Origin of the sequence: Knoellia locipacati, assembly GCF_044791685.1 — a bacterium.
GTDB lineage: Bacteria > Actinomycetota > Actinomycetes > Actinomycetales > Dermatophilaceae > Knoellia > Knoellia locipacati_A.
Map to the genome: position 1 here is coordinate 547196 of NZ_CP087730.1, position 16990 is coordinate 564185.

Genomic DNA, 16990 nt, shown 5'->3' on the forward strand with positions numbered 1-16990 from the left:
GGTCAGGAGAGCGGCAGCTTCATGCCCACGTGGCTGGCGACGAACCCGAGCCGCTCGTAGAAGCGATGGGCGTCGGCCCGGCTCGCGTCGGTCGTGAGCTGCACGAGCACGGCGCCCCGCCGCCGGGACTCGTCGATCGCCCACTCCACGAGCCGCTCCCCGAGCCGCTGACCACGGTGGGTCGAGGCGACGCGCACGGACTCGACCTGCGCCCGGGTGGCTCCCCGGCGCGACAGCCCGGCGATCAGGGTCAGCTGGAGCGTGCCCACGACCACCCCGCCGTCCTCGAGCACGACGAGGTGCTGCGCCGGGTCGGCGTCGATGACGTCAAAGGCCTCGAGGTATGCCGTGCGGTCGTCGAGGTCCTCGCGCGCGGCTCCCAAGGGGTCGTCGGCGAGGAGGGCCACGATGGCCGGGACGTCCTCACGCGTCGCTCGGCGGACCTGCACCGAGGCGGCGCCGGTCACGGGTACCCGTCGGGGTTGGTGCTCTGCCACCGCCACGTGTCGACGCACATGTCGTCGATGGTGCGGGTCGCCTTCCACCCGAGCTCGGTCTCGGCCTTGGTGGGGTCGGCGTAGGACTGCGCGATGTCGCCCGGACGCCGGTCGACGATCTCGTGGGGCAGGTCGTGCCCGACCGCCCGCTCGAAGGCGTGCAGCATCTCGAGCACGGAGGTACCGCGCCCGGTGCCGAGGTTCCAGGTGCTCACCGGCTCGTCGGCGCTGGCGAGCTTCTCGAGAGCCGCGATGTGGCCCGCGGCGAGGTCCTCGACGTGGATGTAGTCGCGGACACCGGTGCCGTCGGGCGTGGGGTAGTCGCCGCCGTAGATCGACAGCTTCTCGCGGCGGCCCACGGCGACCTGCGCCAGGAAAGGCATGAGGTTGTTGGGGATGTCGCTCGGGTCCTCGCCGACGAGGCCGCTGGAGTGTGCGCCCACCGGGTTGAAGTAGCGCAGGAGGGCGATCCTCCACGTCGGGTCGGCGGCGCCGACGTCGCGCAGCACCTGCTCAACCATGACCTTGGTCCAGCCGTAGGGGTTGGTCGCCGACGTCGGGGCGTCCTCCTTCATGGGCACCTCGGCGTCAGCGCCGTAGACCGTGGCCGAGCTCGAGAAGACGAGCCTGCGCACCCCGTGACGCCGCATCGCGCGCACGAGCGAGAACGTCGACTCGAGGTTGTTCTCGTAGTACTCGAGGGGCTTCTCGACGCTCTCACCCACCGCCTTGAAACCCGCGAAGTGGATGACGGCGTCGAAGTGCTCGTGGGCGAAGAGGTGCTCGGTCTTGTCGCGGTCGGTGAGGTCGAAGGACCGCACGTCGATCGGCTCGCCGGTGAGGATGTTGAGCCGGGCGATGACCGACGGCTTGGCGTTCGCGAAGGAGTCGACGACGGTGACCGCGTGACCGGCCGCGACGAGCTGGACGACGGTGTGCGAGCCGATGTAGCCGGCGCCTCCGGAGACGAGAACGTGCATGCTCCCACCCTAGGGCTGAGCACTGTGACGGCACCGTGCGGGCGCTGATAGCGTCACGAACGACCACTCTCGTCCCCGTGTGAAGAGGTACCCATCGTGAGCCCGACCCCCGTCAAGGTGGCCGTCACCGGCGCTGCCGGTCAGATCGGCTACAGCCTGCTGTTCCGCATCGCGTCCGGCGCCCTGCTCGGCCCCGACACCCCCGTCGAGCTGCGACTGCTCGAGATCACCCCGGCCCTCAAGAGCCTCGAGGGTGTCGTCATGGAGCTCGACGACTGCGCGTTCCCGACGCTCGCCAAGGTCGAGATCGGCGACGACGCCGAGAAGGTCTTCGACGGCGTCAACCACGCCCTGCTCGTCGGCGCCCGTCCGCGGGGCCCGGGCATGGAGCGCGGTGACCTCCTCGAGGCCAACGGCGGCATCTTCGCCCCACAGGGCAAGGCCCTCAACAAGGTCGCCGCCGACGACGTGCACATCACCGTCACCGGCAACCCGGCCAACACCAACGCCCTCATCGCGATGAGCAACGCCCCCGACATCCCCACCTCGCAGTTCTCGGCGCTGACCCGCCTCGACCACAACCGCGCGATCAGCCAGCTCGCCGCCAAGCTCGGCGTGCCGGTCACCGAGATCAGGAAGATGACGATCTGGGGCAACCACTCCGCCACCCAGTACCCCGACCTCTTCCACGCCGAGGTCGGCGGCCGCAACGCGGCCGAGGCCGTGGGTGACCAGCAGTGGCTCGCCGACACCTTCATCCCGACCGTCGCCAAGCGCGGCGCCGCGATCATCGAGGCCCGTGGCGCCTCCTCGGCGGCCTCCGCCGCGAGCGCGACCATCGACCACGCGCGCACCTGGGTCGAGGGCACCGCCGAGGGCGACTGGGTCTCGATGGCGGTCCGCTCCGACGGCTCCTACGGTGTCGAGGAGGGGCTCATCAGCTCCTTCCCCGTCACGGTCAAGGACGGCCAGTGGAGCATCGTCCAGGGTCTCGAGATCGACGAGTTCTCCCGCGGCAAGATCGACGCCTCGGTCGCCGAGCTCGCCGAGGAGCGCGACGCGGTCAAGGGTCTGGGCCTCATCTGAGCCGACGCACCACCTGAGCGCGAGAGCGCCAGCCGAGCACGCGGCATACCTTCACTGCCAAGGTATGCCGCGTGCTCGCGTTCCGCGCCCGCTGCACCCCTCTCGCCCATCCGGCGACCCGCGTCGGGTAGACAGGGAACATGCCTCCCACCAGCACAGATGCCTTCTCCTTCGACGGGGACTGGAGCGGCCAGCTCGTCGCCACAGCCGTCCACACGGGGCACGACCTGCGCGACGAGACCGCCGGCCTCATGGTGCTCGACGAGGCCACCCGCCGGCGCGAGGAGGACCCCTTCACCGACCTCATCGGTGCCGACTGCCCGGCCCGGGTCGTCGTGCACCGCTCGCGCTTCGAGGTCGACCTCAACCGGGCCCGCGACGCCGCTGTCTACCGCAGTCCCGAGGACTGCTGGGGTCTTGAGGTCTGGCGCGGGTCCCGGCTGCCGGACGACGTGTCCGAACGGTCGCTCGCCATCCACGACGCCTTCTACGCCGAGCTCGGCGAGCGCCTCGACCGGGTCGCCGCGCGAGGGCCGTTCGTCCTCTACGACGTGCACTCCTACAACCACCGCCGCGACGGTGCCGACGCCTCCGAGGCGCCGGGCGAGGAGAACCCCGAGGTCAACATGGGGACGGGCTCGCTCGACCGCGACCGCTGGGGCGACGTCGTCGACACCTTCGTCACCACGCTCGCGGGCACCGGCACGGCCGGCGGCGAGATCGACGTCCGTGAGAACGTCCGGTTCAAGGGCGCCAACGTCGCCGCCTGGGTGCACGAGCGCTACCCGGACCACGGGGTCGCCCTCGCCCTCGAGTTCAAGAAGACCTACATGGACGAGTGGACCGGCGAGCCGGACCGCGACCGGATCGCGACCCTCGCCCGGGCCCTTGGCCAGACCGTCGATCCGGTGCTGCGCACCCTCGCCGAGTACGGCCGGCCGCGATGAGCGACGTCGCGCTGTCGGTCGCCGACCTCGCGATCGACCACGCCCTGGCCCAGACCGCCGCGAGCATGCAGTTCCTGCTCGACGTCACGCCGACCAACGCCGACGAGTTCCGGCAGCAGTTCGCGCAAGGCAGGGTGGGCGAGCCCGAGTTCACCTACCGGCGCCTCGAGGTCTCACCGGAGGTCCTCGCCAAGGCCCTCGACAACATCGACGTGTCCACCGTCGAGGACGCGACCCTCGGGCACCTCCTGCGCGCCAAGCACCGCGAGCTGGCCCTCCAGATCGAGATGCTCAAGGCGCGCGACACCGACGACTTCAGCGCCCTGAGCATCCAGCTCTATGGCGCGGCCTCCCCCGAGCTGCAGGCCCAGGCCGAGAACATCCTCGCGCGGGTGCACCGCACCGAGAGCGCCGGCGACAGCCTCGCCGCGCCCGAGTTCCTCGAGCTCGCGCAGGCCGAGATCGAGCACTACCGCAAGATCGACCCCGAGATCGACATCCACGCCGAGGTGCGTGACGACGTCAACGGCGTCATGGTCAGCGGCAACACGCTGCTCATCGACACCGACGCCGTCGTCCAGGCCGCGCGCGCCAACGCGCTCATCCAGCACGAGGTCGGCACCCACCTGGTCACCCAGGTCAACGGGGCCGCCCAGCCGGTGCGGGTCCTCGGCTCGGGCCTGGCCGGCTACGACGAGACCCAGGAGGGCCTGGCCGTCCTCGCCGAGATCGGGTGCGGCGAGCTCACGCCCTTCCGGTTGCGCCAGCTGGCCGCCCGCGTCATCACCGTGCACCGCATGCACGGCGGCGCCGACTTCGTGGAGTCGTGGCGGGCCCTCGTCGACGACGGCTTCCCCGAGAACAGCGCTTTCACGACGACGATGCGCGCCTACCGCTCCGGCGGTCTGAGCAAGGACGCCATCTACCTGCGCGGTCTCGTCGAGCTGCTCGGCCACCTCCGTGGCGGCGGTGACCTCGACCTGCTGTGGCTCGGCAAGTTCTCGCTCGAGGACCTGCCGCTCATCCGCGACCTCGACGAGCGAGGCGTGCTCAACCCTCCCCGGCTCACCCCTCGTTATCTCGAGGACCCCCACGCGCGACACCGGCTCACCGCCGCGGCCGACCAGGCCGACGACGTCGCGCACCTCATCCAAGGAGCAGCATGAAGATCGGATTCGTCGTCAACGACGTCCTCAGCGAGTCGCCCGTCTACACCACGACGAGGCTCGCCATGGCCGCGACCCAGATGGGTCACGAGGCCTTTTTCATGGGCATCGGTGACTTCGCCTACGAGCCGGACGGGTCGCTGACGGCGCGGGCTCGTGGTGGCAACGGCAAGAGCTACCGGTCGCTCGAGCGCTTCCTCGACGACGTGCAGAAGCCCGACGTGGAGGAGCGCCTTCCGCTCGGCGAGTTCGATGTCGTCATGCTGCGCAACGACCCGGCGGAGGACGCGGAGGACCGTCCCTGGGCCAACACCGCCGCCGTGGCGTTCGGTGAGCTGTTCGCCGGTTCGGGGGTGCTCGTCGTCAACGACCCCACGAACCTCGCCCAGGCGCTGTCGAAGGCCTACTTCCAGCACTTCCCGGAGGCGGTCCGCCCCCAGACGCTGATCTCCCGCGACGAGGACCGGATCGCCGCTTTCATCTCCGACCTCGGCGGTCGCGCGGTGCTCAAGCCCCTCCAGGGATCGGGTGGCAGCGGGGTCTTCCTCGTCAACAGCGAGGAGTCGCCCAACCTCAGCCAGATCATCGAGGCGATCGCCCGCGACGGCTATGTCGTCGCACAGGAGTACCTCCCGGCGGCCTCGGAGGGCGACGTGCGGATGTTCGTCATGAACGGACGGCCGCTCGAGATCGACGGTCGGATCGCCGCCTTCCGCCGCAAGAGCAGTGGCGACGACCTCCGCAGCAACATGTCGGCGGGCGGCAAGGCGACCAAGGTCGCCGTCACCGACGAGATGCTCGAGCTCGTGGAGGCGGTGCGCCCCAAGCTCGTCGCCGACGGCATGTTCCTCGTGGGGCTCGACATCGTGGGCGACAAGCTCATGGAGGTCAACGTCTTCAGCCCCGGCGGGCTCGGCTCCTGCCAGCAGCTCTACGGCCACGACTACGCACCGGCGATCATCGAGGACCTCGAGCGCAAGGTCGCGATCAAGCGCCACTACCCGAACGAGCTCACCAACCTCCGTCTCGCCACCCTCTGAGGTCGCCCCGACCGGCCCTGGCTCTCGGGCTGCTCGGCTGACCCTCCTTCCCGTATGCCGTCCGCCCACCTCCGCGTCGAGGTGGGCGGACGGCATACGGGCTTCTGGGCCTGAAGGTATGGATTGCACAAAACTTTCTGGAGAACCATTGATCTCACGGCGCGGAGTCGGCAGGGTGCACCGTGGGGCCGCGATCGTGTGGCCCACGACCAGGAGGAATACGTGAACTCGACCTTCATGCGCAAGGCCGCAGCAATCGCCGCCACCGCGACGTGCGCCGTTGCCGCAACCGCCATGACGTCCGCTCCCGCCGGGGCAGCCCCGATCGACGAGACCTCGTTCGTCGTCGCCCAGGGCGGCACCGGCACCGACAAGGCCGTCGCCGCCGTCGAGGCCGCGGGCGGCACCGTCGTTCAGGAGTGGCCGCAGATCGGCGTCGTCATCGCCAGCGCGACCGACGACACCTTCGACGACCAGGCGCGACAGATGCCCGGCATCGTCGCCGCGGGCCCGTCCCGCGCCATGCAGGCCTACGAGCCCGCCTCGGCGATCGTTCCCGACGGCACCGTCCAGGGCCTCGGCGCCGGCACGTCCGGTGGCAACGACAACGAGGAGCCGCTGTTCGCCAACCAGTGGCACATGCGCCAGATCGGCGCTGACAAGGCCCACCTCGTCACCGACGGCAACCGCGACATCACCGTCGGCGTGCTCGACTCCGGCATCGAGGCCGACCACCCCGACCTCGCCGCCAACGTGGACGCCTCCCAGTCGGTCGACTGCACCGACCGCGGTGTCCCCAACACGGACCCCAAGGCGTGGCAGCCCACCACGTCCGACCACGGCACCCACGTCGCCGGGACCATCGGCGCGGCCCGCAACAAGCAGGGCGTCATCGGTGTGGCTCCCAACGTCAAGCTCGCCTCGGTCAAGGTCGTCGAGGACCTCGGCTACATCTACCCGGAGTACGCCATCTGTGGCTTCATCTGGGCGGCCGACAAGGGCATGGAGGTCACCAACAACTCCTACTACATCGACCCCTACGCGCTCTGGTGCAAGGCCAACCTCGACGAGAAGGCCGCGATCCTCGCCGTCGAGCGCGCGCTGAAGTACAGCGAGAAGAAGGACGTCGTCAACGTCGCCGCCGCCGGCAACTCGGCCTGGGACCTCTCCAAGCCGATCACCGACACGGGCAGCCCCAACAACACGCCCGAGCCGACGCCGCGCGACACCGACCAGCGCTGCTACGACATGCCCACCGAGGTCGGCAACACCGTGACCGTCTCCTCGGTCGGCCCGACGGCAGTCAAGTCGTACTACTCCAACTGGGGACGCAACGTCATCGACGTCGCCGCTCCCGGTGGTGACGCACGCGTGAGCGCCGACACCCCGTCGAAGAACGGTCGTGTCCTCTCGACCATCGTCGGTGGCGGCTACGGCTACAAGCAGGGCACCTCGATGGCCTCCCCGCACGCCGCCGGTGTCGTCGCACTCATCCGCGGCACCGACACGGGCATGAGCGCCAAGCAGGCGATGACGACCCTCGAGCGCGAGGCCGACACCCAGGCCTGCCCGGAGTTCTACGACGCCAACCGTGACGGCGTCAACGACGCCACGTGCGAGGGCGGCGCCAACGGCTTCGGCTACTACGGCTCCGGTCTCGTCGACGCCCTGGACGCCGTCACCCCGTGACGCCCGTCCGGAGCAGCTGACCACGGCTGAACCACCCTGATCCACCCGCTGGACCGCGAGGCCCGTGTCCCCTCCCTGAGGGACACGGGCCTCGTGCGCGTTTCCTGCGACCTAGCGGAGACCGGCCTGCTTCTCGGCGATCTCGACCACGTTGGTGAGGAGCATGGCGCGCGTCATCGGACCGACTCCGCCGGGGTTGGGGCTGACCCACCCTGCGACCTCGGCGACATCCGCGGCGACGTCACCGGCGATGACGGACTTCCCGTCCTCGACGACGCGGCTCACGCCGACGTCGAGCACGGCTGCGCCGGGCTTGACCATCGACGCCGTGATGAGGCCGGGCACACCGGCCGCTGCGACGACGATGTCAGCACGGCGCACCTCGGCGGCGAGGTCGACCGTGCCGGTGTGGCACTGGACGACCGTGGCGTTCTCGGAGCGCCGGGTGAGGATGAGCGAGAGCGGGCGGCCGACGGTGATGCCGCGGCCGACGACCACGACGCGGGCGCCGGCGATCGGGACGTCGTAGCGCCGCAGCAGCTCCACGACGCCGACCGGCGTACACGGCAGCGGCGCCTCCTGCCCGAGAACGAGCCATCCGAGGTTGGTCGGGTGCAGGCCGTCGACGTCCTTGGCGGGGTCGACCTCGGCGAGGATGCGGTTCTCGTCGAGCCCGGTGGGCTGCTGGACGAGGAAGCCGGTGCAGGCGGGGTCGGCGTTGAGCTCGCGGACGACAGCCAGTACGTCGTCGAGGGAGGAGGACGCAGGAAGGTCGCGGCGGATGCTCGACAGGCCGATGTCGGCGCAGTCCTTGTGCTTGGCACCGACGTACCAGGTGCTCCCCGGGTCGTCGCCCACGAGGACGGTGCCGAGCCCGGGGGTGATGCCGCGCTCGGCGAGGACGGCCACGCGTCCGCGCAGCTCCTCCTTGATCGTCGCGAGGATCGCCTTGCCGTCGAGAGTCTGAGCCGTCACGACAGCAATCCTTTCAGACGCGCATTCCGCTGCCAGATCGGCCCGCGCAGGCTGGCCCTGCGCCAGCCTCGTGTGCCGGCCGCTCAGCCCCCCGTAGAACCCGTGAACTCGAAGCGGATCGACTCCTCGTCACGCAGCACGATCAGGGGGGAGGCGGTGGGTGCCCAGTCCCCGGGGACGAGGAAGAACTTCTCTCCCGTGCGTTGGAGCAGGTGGAGGCCCGAATACCGGAACCGGTAGTCCGACTCCACGCCGGGCAGCGTCTGGGCTGAGACCCCCGGCGCCTCGATCCGCAGGTCCCGCTGCGAGTAGACCACCACCAGCGGGTAGTCGTTGGCCGATGCCACGACTCGTTCGGCCTTGCCTCGGCCCACGACTTCGGCGAAGTTGGCCACCTCCCAGAAGAGGGCTGCGGTCACGAGCACACCGACGAGGACACCCCGAAGGCTTCCCACCCACCCCGGACGCCGAAGCGTGGCCACTCCCGAGGCGCCGTCGGCGAGGTCCCGCAGCCGCAGACCGTACTCCGTCAGCAGGAACCCGGTGGCGAGCGACAGCGGGAGCGCAAGCTCCCCCCATCGCGGAATGAGCCACATCATGATCAGGCCGAAACCCGAGACGACCCACCACGCCGACCACGCCAACACCTGACCGAATCGGCGCACTGCACCCCGGCGCTGGGGATCCTGAATCAGGTCGAGCAGCAAGCCGTGGACCACGACCCATACCAACAACACACCAGCGCCGACGATGAGCGGGACGAAGAGCGCCGAGAGGCTGCGCAGCACGTAGTCGCGGGTCGACATCGCGAAGATGCTCTCGTCGACGCCCATGGCCCGCGCCTGCTCCGCGGACAGCGCCCACCCGAAGTAGAAGAGCAGTGCCGTGGCGATGGTGAGCGGCGGACCGACAACTCCGAGAGCACGAAGTGCACCACCGATCGGAAGGCTGTCGGAACCTGCGTCGGGCTGGGGGGTCGGGGTGCCGCGGGGTTTCGGCATGTCGGTCACCGATGGGTGTAGGTGCCGAAGTCGAGGGTCTCCCCGTTGTCCAACGTCAGGACGACGGAGTTCGGCCCCGTGAGCTCCTCGGGTGCAGAGACGGTCGCCGACCCCTCGGTGTCCTTGATCAGGTTGGCTGAGGTCGTGCCGAACAGCACCTCGCCGCTGTAGTGCATCCATGGGGCACCGGTCCAGCTCAGCGTGACCGGGGTACCGGCTGGCCCCTCCCTCGGGGTGAGCTCGAGCGAGCGGGGCCGGCACGCGAAACCCTGTGCCGGCGCCCCCAACGTGATCGCCGGCACCGCGCCCGGGTTCGGCGCGCTCCCCATCAGCTTCTTCATGGTCTCGCGGACCCGGACGGCGTGACAGCCCGTTGCCTTGAAGCTGCGCCCTCCACCGAACCACGACTCCGATGCCGATCGCCACGAGGCCGAGTCCGACTGTCGCAGGGCGACACACGCGTACGCCGCCGCCTGCCAGAATGCGGCCTCGGAACCCGTCATCCCCTGGTTGAGTGGTTCCTCGACACCGCGGACGCAATCGGACTGGAGGACCGCGTAGACGCGCAGTGGTGCAACCGGGGTGTCCGGCGAGGCAGGCCCGAACGGCAGCCAGGCCACCGTCCGCGGCCCGGGCGTCGGTGTGGTCGAAGGCGATCGCCGAGGACGCTTGGTTGGACCGGTCGTGGGGCTCCTGGTGGCACTGGTCGTCGGGCTTGGACGTGTCGGCGAGGGCACCGGCGAGCTGGTGCTGGGCGTGGCCGACCCTGAGGCGGTCGGCGACTGCCCGCTGGTCCCTCGGCCGGTGGCGGTGACGGGCGCATCGACGTCGGTCGGGTCACCGCAGCTGGAGATGACGAGCACGAAGGATGCGATGAGGGCCGTGGTTCGCAGGGCGCCGCGCGCGCACCACCCCTGCCTCGTTCTCCGGCAGGCCTCCACTCTCGTCATCATCTCGGCCACGGCGGCCTCCAACTCCTGAGGAGTAGCGCCCCGATGCTGCTGCGCGTTCTCTCAGGATGCACCCATTCCCGGACTCACGTCCCAGGTACCGCGGTTCAGGCTGTCGGGACGACGCCGGCGAGCGCGGCGAGAGCAGCGGGGAAGCACTCGGCCGGCGGGTTCACCAACCCGGCGCCCACCTGTCCCGTGCCGGCAACACGACCGGCCATGCCGGTGTTGATCTGCGGCAGGATCCCTGTCCGCACGACCGACACGACGTCGACGCCGGTCGGCGTTCCCCGGAAGTCGAGGATCGGCACCTGGAACATCGGGTGCTCACCGAGCGTGATCTCGTACATCGTCTGAGTCGCACGCAGCGCGAACGGCACGTCGCCACCGACGAACTTGACGATCGCCGGCGCCGCTGCCATCGCGAACCCTCCGATGCCGGCGGTCTCGGTGATCGCCGAGTCGCCGATGTCCGGGTTGGCGTCGTCCGGCCCGTAGTCGCCGAGGAAGAGGCCCTGAGGAGTGTTCGCCGGACCGGTGAACCACTGGTCGCCGGTGCCCGACACCCGGATCCCGAAGTCGGTCCCGTTGCGTGCCATGGTCGTCACGAGCGACGAACCCGGGATGCCGTGAGCCGCCATCGTCGCGAGCTTGCAGGCCGGCATACCGAGGTTGAGGAAGAAGTGCTCGTTGGCACCCGAGAAGCGCACGGCCTCGGCGATGTCGTTCGACGAGGCGTCGGCCGTGATCATCCCCGGAAGCAGCTCGCGCAGCAGCATGAGCGAGCCGGCGCGGTTGCGGTTGTGGCCCTCGTCGCCCATCTGGAGCATCTGGGCGAGGATCGACTTGATGTCGAACGGCCCGGTGGCACGCACCGACTGCTGCAGGATGGGGCCGAGCACGTTGGTCATCCAGTGCAGCCGGTCGACCACCTCCGGCCCGTACGCGCCGTAGCGCAGGACCTTGCCGAGACCCTCGTTGAGCGAGCACCAGGACCAGGCGTCGTGGACCTCGTCGCGCAGGCCGTACATCCACATCGACGGCGAGACGACACCGGCCATCGGGCCGACAGCGTCACGGTGGTGGCAGGGCTCGAACGTGAACTTCCCTGCAGCGAGAGCCTTCTCGGCCTCCTGCGCCGTGTCCGCGAGCCCCTCGAAGAGCACGGCGCCGATGAACGCACCGCGCAGCGGCCCCGACGCGCGCTCCCAGTCGATCGGCGGTCCCGCGTGCAGGAACGTGCCGCGCTCGAGACCGAGGGCATCCTTGGCCTGCTTGACGTCGCAGAGCTCCGCCGTCGAGGCGACCAGACGCGCGTATGCCGTCGCGTTGGCTTCCGCGCGCCGTGCGTCCGCCATGACCCGGGCGAGGTCGGCCTCGGTCCCCGGCATCGGCGGCTGCCAGTCGGCCTCGACGACAGTGACGGCCTGCCCACGCAGGGCATCGGCGAAGAGGCCGACACCTGCCGTGGCGACGCTGGGCGACTCGACGGAGAGCAGGCCTCGCAGGGGCGCAGCAGTGCCGGCCGAGGTGGGGGTCGAGGTCATCGCGTGCTCCCGAGGAAGGACAGGGCGTGCCGGGTGGCATCGCGGTTGGACAGGAAGACCGAGGCGCCGGCGGCGACGAGAGTCTCGGCGGTACGGGTGAGGCCCTGCGGGTCTGACTCGGTGCCGGTCACGGAGACGACGACGGGCAGCGCCCGGGCAGTTCCTGACCTCTTGGTCGATTGTTGCTCGGCTCCGGCGGTGGCCTTGGCTGAGCGGATCGCGTCGGCCAGCTCACCCGCGGGGTCCTGGTGAGCGCCGTAGCCGAGGACGAGGTCGAGCAGCAGCACGCCGCACGACGGGTCCGCGGCCTCGGCGGCGATGCGCTCCATGCGCAGGCTGGGGTCGATCATCGGGTGCGCCCGGCCCTGGGTCAGGCCGTCGTCGCCGAAGTCGATGACGAGGTGCCCGTCGTGGCGCAGGTCGGACCCGAGCGCGAGGTCGTCGCGCAGGGGGATGTTGGAGCGGATGTCTCCGACCACCTCGGCCGCGAGGAGCATCGCGTCGTCGGCCAGTGTGCCGCCGCAGAAGAGACCACGCAGGCTCCCGCCGACCGAGCCCGGCTCCGGGTCGCCGTCGGCCACCCACGCCGGCCACTCCGGCACCGCACGTCCCTCGGCCTCGAGCACCGACTCCAGCGCGGTGGTGAGGTCGGGACGGCCTGCACCGAGCGTGGCCCAGCGGACCGGGAGACCCAGCCCCGCGGCATACGACTCGAGGTCGGAGAGGACCTCCTCGTCCGGGGGCTTCGAGACGACGACGATCGAGGTGGTGGCCTCGTCGGCGGCGAGGGCCGCGAGCGCCTGGCGCGTGGAGCGACCGCCGACAGCCGTCTTGAGGTCGCGACCGCCGACGCCGAGGCAGTGCGAGATTCCCACCCCGGCGGCGTCGAGGAGGCACATGATCTGCTGCGCGCCGGTGCCCGACGCGGCAACCAAGCCGATCGGCCCGGCGGTCACGACGTTGGCGAAGCCGAGCGCCACTCCCCCGACGACGGCGGTGCCGCAGTCCGGGCCCATGACGAGGACGTCGGCTGATGCGGCGGCGTCCTTGAGCATGACCTCGTCCTCGACGGACACGTTGTCCGAGAACAGCATCACCGAGGCTCCGGCACCGATGGCGTCGAGCGCCTCGGTCGCGGCGTAGCGGCCCGGCACCGAGATGAGCGCGATCTCGGCGGCCCCTGCGCGGATGGCGGCGGCGGTGGTGCGGGGCGGCGGCGCGTCGCCGAAGCCGCCGCTCGGCGTCGCTGACTTCGCGGAGAGCGCGGCCTCGGCAGCCGCGATACCTGCCGCGACGCCCTCCTCGTCGGCCGCGCGCACCGCGACGACGAGGTCGTTGGCTCCGGCGCCCTCGGGCACGTCGAAGCCCATGCCGCTCAGCACCTCGACGTTGAGCTCCGTGGCCATCGCGACCTGGGCGGCCTCGACACCATGGACGTCGGCGACGGTGCGTGAGATCTGGAGCAGGGTCACGGAGTCGTGGTAGGCGCCTCGGCGCAGGTCGACGTGGGTGATGCTCACGACGGGATTCCTTCCGGCAGAGGGCTGTTGGTGACGTTCAGAACGAGGTCGAGACCCTCGAGCAGGGCTTCGCCGGAGGTGTGCCCGATCGCGAGGACTCGCTCCCGGGTGCCGGTGAGGTCTGGCGCCCCGGAGACCGCGGCGGCGACGTGGTCCACGACGCACGAGACGGCATACCCGTCCCTGGCCGCGACGAGGAGGGAGGCCGAGAGGCTGGTGGTGCGCGCGAGCGGAAGCGCGTCCGGGAGCGCGATCCCGAGGGCGCGGGCTGCGAGCAGCGCGCCGCACAGGACGTCGTCCGCGCGCGGGGTGAGCCCCTCGCCCCGGCCGACCTCGTCGAGCAACGGTGCCCAGTTGACGTGGTCCGGTCGCGCGGAACCGGTCGTGACGGGCCGCGGTCGCCAGGACCTGACGACGCGTATGCCGTGGTTCGGCAGCGCGACGACGTAGCCGCCGACGGTCACGACGTCCCCCGCCACGACCCCCCAGTCCCGCGGGCCCGGGGTCGGGAGGCGGATGGCCGTGGGCAGGATCAGGGCGTCGCTGGTGACGACCGGAAGGACCGCCGAGTGCTCGGGCAGTCCGAGGTAGAGCGCCGTGGGAAAGGCCGCGAGGACGACGGCCTCACGGCGGGCACCCGTGACGAGGCCCAGCGTGAGCGGTGAGGCCGCAGCGGGGATTCGGGGATGCACGCTCCGACGCTAGCCAGCGGGGCTACTCTGGTCGGATGGTAAAAGTTGCCAACGATCCTGCTGTTCAGGCTCAGCAGTTGCCATCGGATGGCCCGGGCACGGTCGAGGACGCCACGACGGTGGAGTCCCTGCGACGCGTCGTCGACCACCAGGCCGAGCTGCTGCGGCGCGAGGACGAGGTCAACCGCATCCTCGTCGACACGGTGCTGCGGGGCGGGACCCTGGTCGACCTGTGCGAGGCGCTCGTCGAGCTCTTCACCGGGGTCGCCCTGGTCACCACCACCGATGGTCGGGTCACGACGACGGCGGGCTCCGAGGACGATGTCGCCCAGGTGCTCGAGCTCGACTGCTTCGACCGCACCGGCCGGCTCATCGTCGAGGACGAGCCCGTGGGTGTGCGCGAGCCCGGCGACGCGAAGTCCGAGCGGACCCTGGTCCGGATCGTGGCCGGCACGTCCGACCACGGCCTGCTGGCCGTGTTCACCCCCGGACGGGTCCTCACGACGACCGACGTCCACGGACTCGAGCGCGCCGCGACCGTGGCCGCGCTCGCCATCACCAAGCAGCAGGCCGTCTCGGCGGTCGAGGGCAAGTACCGCGCGGAGTTCCTGCGCGACACCCTCGTCGGCCGGGTTGGCGCGCCCGCCGAGGCCGTGGCCCACGCCGCCTCGCTCGGCTGGGACCTCGACCGGCGCATGGTCGTCGTCGTGGCCGAGACCGACGAGGACGACTCGCACACGTCGCGGGCGAGCGAGGAGGTCCGCTCGCTGCAGGACCGGTTCGTGCGTGCCTGGGTGCAGGCGGTCCGGACCCGCGAGCCCAAGGCCCCCGTGGCCGGGTTCTCCCAAGAAGTCGTCGCCCTGCTCCCCGCACCGTGCGGCGGCGAGGGCGAGCAGGACGTGATGATGCGTTCGGTCGGTGAGGTCATCAAGGTCGTGCGCGGCGACGGCGGTGGCGGGCGCCGCTCGTTCTCGACGGGAGTGTCGCGACCGGTGGAGTCGGTGGCCGACATTCCCCGGGCCTACGCCGAGGCTCTGCGTGCTGTGGCGGTCGGGCGGCAGATGCAGGGCGAGTCGGCCGTCATGCACTTCGACGCGCTGGGGATCTACCGCCTGCTGTCGCTCATCCCCGACTCCGCCGACCTGCGAGCCTTCGTCGACGAGGCACTCGGCGACCTTGCGACCGACGACCAGACCTCCTACGCGGACCTGCGCCAGACGCTCCAGGTGCTGCTCGACACCAACCTCAACGTCGCCGAGACCGCGCGGATCCTCTTCTTCCACTACAACACGCTGCGCTACCGGATCGCGAAGCTCGAGCAGATGCTCGGTCCGTTCACCACGGACCCGCAGCTGCGGCTCACCCTGGCGCTGGCCCTGCGGATCCGGCAGATGCGCGGCGTCTGACTCCCGGCGAGTCGCTCCCACCCGGCTGGGTCTGCGTCGAGATCGGGCAGAACGCTCGAAAACCGGCGCATTCACGACGTTGTGCCCGATCTCGACTACGCGCGCCGCAGCGGCGTCGGCGCAGCGCCTCGTCAGTCGGTCATGCCGAGGCCGCGACGGCCGATCTCGTTGAGCTGCTCGGGCTGGAAGCGGCCCTCCCACTCGCGCTCGTAGTGCTCTTCGGGGAAGTCGCTCGGGCTGGAACCGGTGAGGAACGCCTCGCGGACGGAGCCGGCATACGCCTCGTTGCGGGGGCACCACGGGGCTGCCGGGATGTACATGACGTTGCCCCAGCCGACCTGGTCCTCGACCTCGGCCACGGAGTGGATGAGGTCGCAGTGCCACCACACCGTGTCGCCGGCCTGCACGTCCGGGATGCCGGAGACCGCCTCCATGAGGAGCGGGTGCCACTTCCACGAGATGGGGAAGGTCTGGTTGTGCGCGATCCCGCAGAGCTCGTCGTCGGCGACGTCGTCGAGCAGCGGGCGCAGCATGAGGTAGGCCATCGCCTCGGGGATCGGGACGGTGTGCAGCACGCCCTGGTCGTGGCCCATGTCGGACAGCGCCGTCCAGCCCTGGAAGGTGCGGAAGGCCGAGCACATCGTCGACGCCGGGTAGTTCACGGCGTCGGTGCGGTGCGCGGCGTCCCACGGGTCATAGCTCTCGACGTTGCCTGAGAAGAGGTGGCGAAAGACCTGCTGGTAGCCCTCGGTCATGTAGAGGTCGATGCTGCCGGTGTCGAGGTGCGTTCCCAAGCCCGCCGAGTCGGTGCCCGGCGGGCGGCGACGGATGCGGTCGGGGTAGAGCGAGTCGCGGTCGGGGTCGAACCACTGCCTGCCCTCGGACTCGTAGGTCCACTGGCTGTTGAGGAAGCCCTGCACCGCCGCCATGCGCGGGCTCTGGCGCGCCTCCATCTGCGGCTGCGACCAGTAGATCGGGTAGATCTCGGGGGTGCTCTCGACGCTCGCGAAGAAGTCGTCGGCGGGCCCGGTGTACTTCTCGAAGAACTCGTTGCGCTCGACGTAGTCGACGATGTCGCGGTCCCACTGGAGCGCCTGCTCGTGGGGGAAGGTCCCCCGGACGACGGCGCACCCGCGCTCCTTGACCTTGGCGACGAGCTCGGCCGGAACCGTGCCAGCCTCGATGTCGGCGAAGTCGATGACTGGCCAGACCTGCACGCCCGCCTCGCGCTCGGCCTTGATCGCCTCGACGCGCCGGGCGACGCGGGCCTCGAGCTCGGCGAAGAGCTCCTCGACGGTGCGGCCGCTCGCGGCGATGCGCGCCCGCAGGGCCCGCTTGATCTCCACGGTCGCCCCGGTGACGTCCTCGGGCTTGGTCTCCCAGTGCGGCAACGGCTGGGCCTCGACGTTCGCGGTCATCCTCGACCACTCCTTCGCTCGACAGAGTTTGGTTAGGAGTCCTGACTGAACCCGCTTCGGCAGAGCGTAGCGGCTT

General features: G+C 70.5%; 16 protein-coding genes. 7 read left to right on the top strand and 9 right to left on the bottom strand.

Annotation, left to right across the window (positions count from 1 at the left end; all coding sequences use genetic code 11):
• Positions 1 to 2: 2 nt before the first annotated feature.
• Both LL946_RS02505 and galE read right to left on the bottom strand, forming a co-directional pair.
• Positions 3 to 467 (bottom strand): GNAT family N-acetyltransferase, encoded by a 465-nt coding sequence (locus LL946_RS02505; protein ID WP_404384455.1) that lies wholly within the window; start codon positions 465 to 467, stop codon positions 3 to 5.
• On the bottom strand, positions 464 to 1477 hold the full coding sequence (gene galE, locus LL946_RS02510; protein WP_404384457.1) for a UDP-glucose 4-epimerase GalE: 1014 nt from the start codon (positions 1475 to 1477) through the stop codon (positions 464 to 466). The genes LL946_RS02505 and galE overlap by 4 nt, the downstream gene beginning before the upstream one ends.
• A 96-nt stretch (positions 1478 to 1573) precedes the next feature.
• Here galE and LL946_RS02515 point away from each other — a divergent pair, with 96 nt between their 5' ends.
• The 5 genes from LL946_RS02515 to LL946_RS02535 all read left to right on the top strand — a co-directional run bounded on the left by LL946_RS02515 (position 1574) and on the right by LL946_RS02535 (position 7405).
• Complete coding sequence (locus LL946_RS02515) at positions 1574 to 2563, top strand: malate dehydrogenase (RefSeq protein ID WP_404384459.1); 990 nt, start codon at positions 1574 to 1576, stop codon at positions 2561 to 2563.
• A 140-nt stretch (positions 2564 to 2703) separates the two neighbouring features.
• Positions 2704 to 3510: an N-formylglutamate amidohydrolase gene (locus tag LL946_RS02520; protein ID WP_404384461.1), complete on the top strand. Its 807-nt coding sequence runs from the start codon at positions 2704 to 2706 to the stop codon at positions 3508 to 3510.
• Positions 3507 to 4676, top strand: a complete 1170-nt coding sequence (locus tag LL946_RS02525; RefSeq protein WP_404384463.1) for a flavohemoglobin expression-modulating QEGLA motif protein — start codon at positions 3507 to 3509, stop codon at positions 4674 to 4676. The genes LL946_RS02520 and LL946_RS02525 overlap by 4 nt, the downstream gene beginning before the upstream one ends.
• Positions 4673 to 5716 (top strand): glutathione synthetase, encoded by a 1044-nt coding sequence (locus tag LL946_RS02530; RefSeq protein WP_404384465.1) that lies wholly within the window; start codon positions 4673 to 4675, stop codon positions 5714 to 5716. The genes LL946_RS02525 and LL946_RS02530 overlap by 4 nt, the downstream gene beginning before the upstream one ends.
• Before the next feature lie 222 nt (positions 5717 to 5938).
• The gene (locus LL946_RS02535; protein ID WP_404384467.1) at positions 5939 to 7405 is read left to right on the top strand and encodes a S8 family peptidase; all 1467 of its coding nucleotides are present in this window, start codon (positions 5939 to 5941) and stop codon (positions 7403 to 7405) included.
• Between the two features lie 111 nt (positions 7406 to 7516).
• Here LL946_RS02535 and LL946_RS02540 read toward each other — a convergent pair whose 3' ends face one another.
• From LL946_RS02540 to LL946_RS02550, 3 genes are all read right to left on the bottom strand, one after another.
• Positions 7517 to 8380 (bottom strand): bifunctional methylenetetrahydrofolate dehydrogenase/methenyltetrahydrofolate cyclohydrolase, encoded by an 864-nt coding sequence (locus LL946_RS02540; protein ID WP_404384469.1) that lies wholly within the window; start codon positions 8378 to 8380, stop codon positions 7517 to 7519.
• An 83-nt stretch (positions 8381 to 8463) separates the two neighbouring features.
• Positions 8464 to 9381, bottom strand: a complete 918-nt coding sequence (locus LL946_RS02545) for a hypothetical protein (RefSeq protein ID WP_404384471.1) — start codon at positions 9379 to 9381, stop codon at positions 8464 to 8466.
• 5 nt (positions 9382 to 9386) lie between these two features.
• Positions 9387 to 9884 carry a hypothetical protein gene (locus tag LL946_RS02550; protein ID WP_404384473.1) on the bottom strand — a complete coding sequence of 166 codons (498 nt, stop codon included), beginning with the start codon at positions 9882 to 9884 and terminating at the stop codon, positions 9387 to 9389.
• A 193-nt stretch (positions 9885 to 10077) separates the two neighbouring features.
• Here LL946_RS02550 and LL946_RS02555 point away from each other — a divergent pair, with 193 nt between their 5' ends.
• Complete coding sequence (locus LL946_RS02555; protein WP_404384475.1) at positions 10078 to 10362, top strand: hypothetical protein; 285 nt, start codon at positions 10078 to 10080, stop codon at positions 10360 to 10362.
• A gap of 76 nt (positions 10363 to 10438) precedes the next feature.
• On the opposite strand, the gene LL946_RS02560 is transcribed toward LL946_RS02555, so the two are convergent.
• Genes LL946_RS02560 through LL946_RS02570 form a run of 3 tightly spaced genes read right to left on the bottom strand, consistent with a single transcriptional unit; the run spans position 10439 to position 14090 of the window.
• Positions 10439 to 11878 carry a DUF1116 domain-containing protein gene (locus tag LL946_RS02560; RefSeq protein WP_404384477.1) on the bottom strand — a complete coding sequence of 480 codons (1440 nt, stop codon included), beginning with the start codon at positions 11876 to 11878 and terminating at the stop codon, positions 10439 to 10441.
• Positions 11875 to 13398: an FdrA family protein gene (locus LL946_RS02565; RefSeq protein ID WP_404384479.1), complete on the bottom strand. Its 1524-nt coding sequence runs from the start codon at positions 13396 to 13398 to the stop codon at positions 11875 to 11877. Before LL946_RS02565 ends, LL946_RS02560 begins: the two co-directional genes overlap by 4 nt.
• Entirely contained in the window at positions 13395 to 14090 is a 696-nt protein-coding gene (locus LL946_RS02570; protein WP_404384480.1) for a DUF2877 domain-containing protein, read from the bottom strand. The genes LL946_RS02565 and LL946_RS02570 overlap by 4 nt, the downstream gene beginning before the upstream one ends.
• Positions 14091 to 14167: 77 nt before the next feature.
• Here LL946_RS02570 and LL946_RS02575 point away from each other — a divergent pair, with 77 nt between their 5' ends.
• Positions 14168 to 15496, top strand: a complete 1329-nt coding sequence (locus LL946_RS02575) for a PucR family transcriptional regulator (RefSeq protein WP_404384482.1) — start codon at positions 14168 to 14170, stop codon at positions 15494 to 15496.
• A gap of 131 nt (positions 15497 to 15627) precedes the next feature.
• Here LL946_RS02575 and LL946_RS02580 read toward each other — a convergent pair whose 3' ends face one another.
• Entirely contained in the window at positions 15628 to 16914 is a 1287-nt protein-coding gene (locus tag LL946_RS02580) for a DUF1479 domain-containing protein (RefSeq protein ID WP_404384484.1), read from the bottom strand.
• Positions 16915 to 16990 lie beyond the last annotated feature (76 nt).

Excerpts from the sequence above, each read along its gene's own strand:
- galE (WP_404384457.1), bottom strand. The coding sequence starts at position 1,477 with ATGCACGTTCTCGTCTCCGGAGGCGCCGGCTACATCGGCTCGCACACC.
- LL946_RS02520 (WP_404384461.1), top strand. The coding sequence starts at position 2,704 with ATGCCTCCCACCAGCACAGATGCCTTCTCCTTCGACGGGGACTGGAGC.
- LL946_RS02525 (WP_404384463.1), top strand. The coding sequence starts at position 3,507 with ATGAGCGACGTCGCGCTGTCGGTCGCCGACCTCGCGATCGACCACGCC.
- LL946_RS02530 (WP_404384465.1), top strand. The coding sequence starts at position 4,673 with ATGAAGATCGGATTCGTCGTCAACGACGTCCTCAGCGAGTCGCCCGTC.
- LL946_RS02545 (WP_404384471.1), bottom strand. The coding sequence starts at position 9,381 with ATGCCGAAACCCCGCGGCACCCCGACCCCCCAGCCCGACGCAGGTTCC.
- LL946_RS02550 (WP_404384473.1), bottom strand. The coding sequence starts at position 9,884 with ATGACGGGTTCCGAGGCCGCATTCTGGCAGGCGGCGGCGTACGCGTGT.
- LL946_RS02560 (WP_404384477.1), bottom strand. The coding sequence starts at position 11,878 with ATGACCTCGACCCCCACCTCGGCCGGCACTGCTGCGCCCCTGCGAGGC.
- LL946_RS02580 (WP_404384484.1), bottom strand. The coding sequence starts at position 16,914 with ATGACCGCGAACGTCGAGGCCCAGCCGTTGCCGCACTGGGAGACCAAG.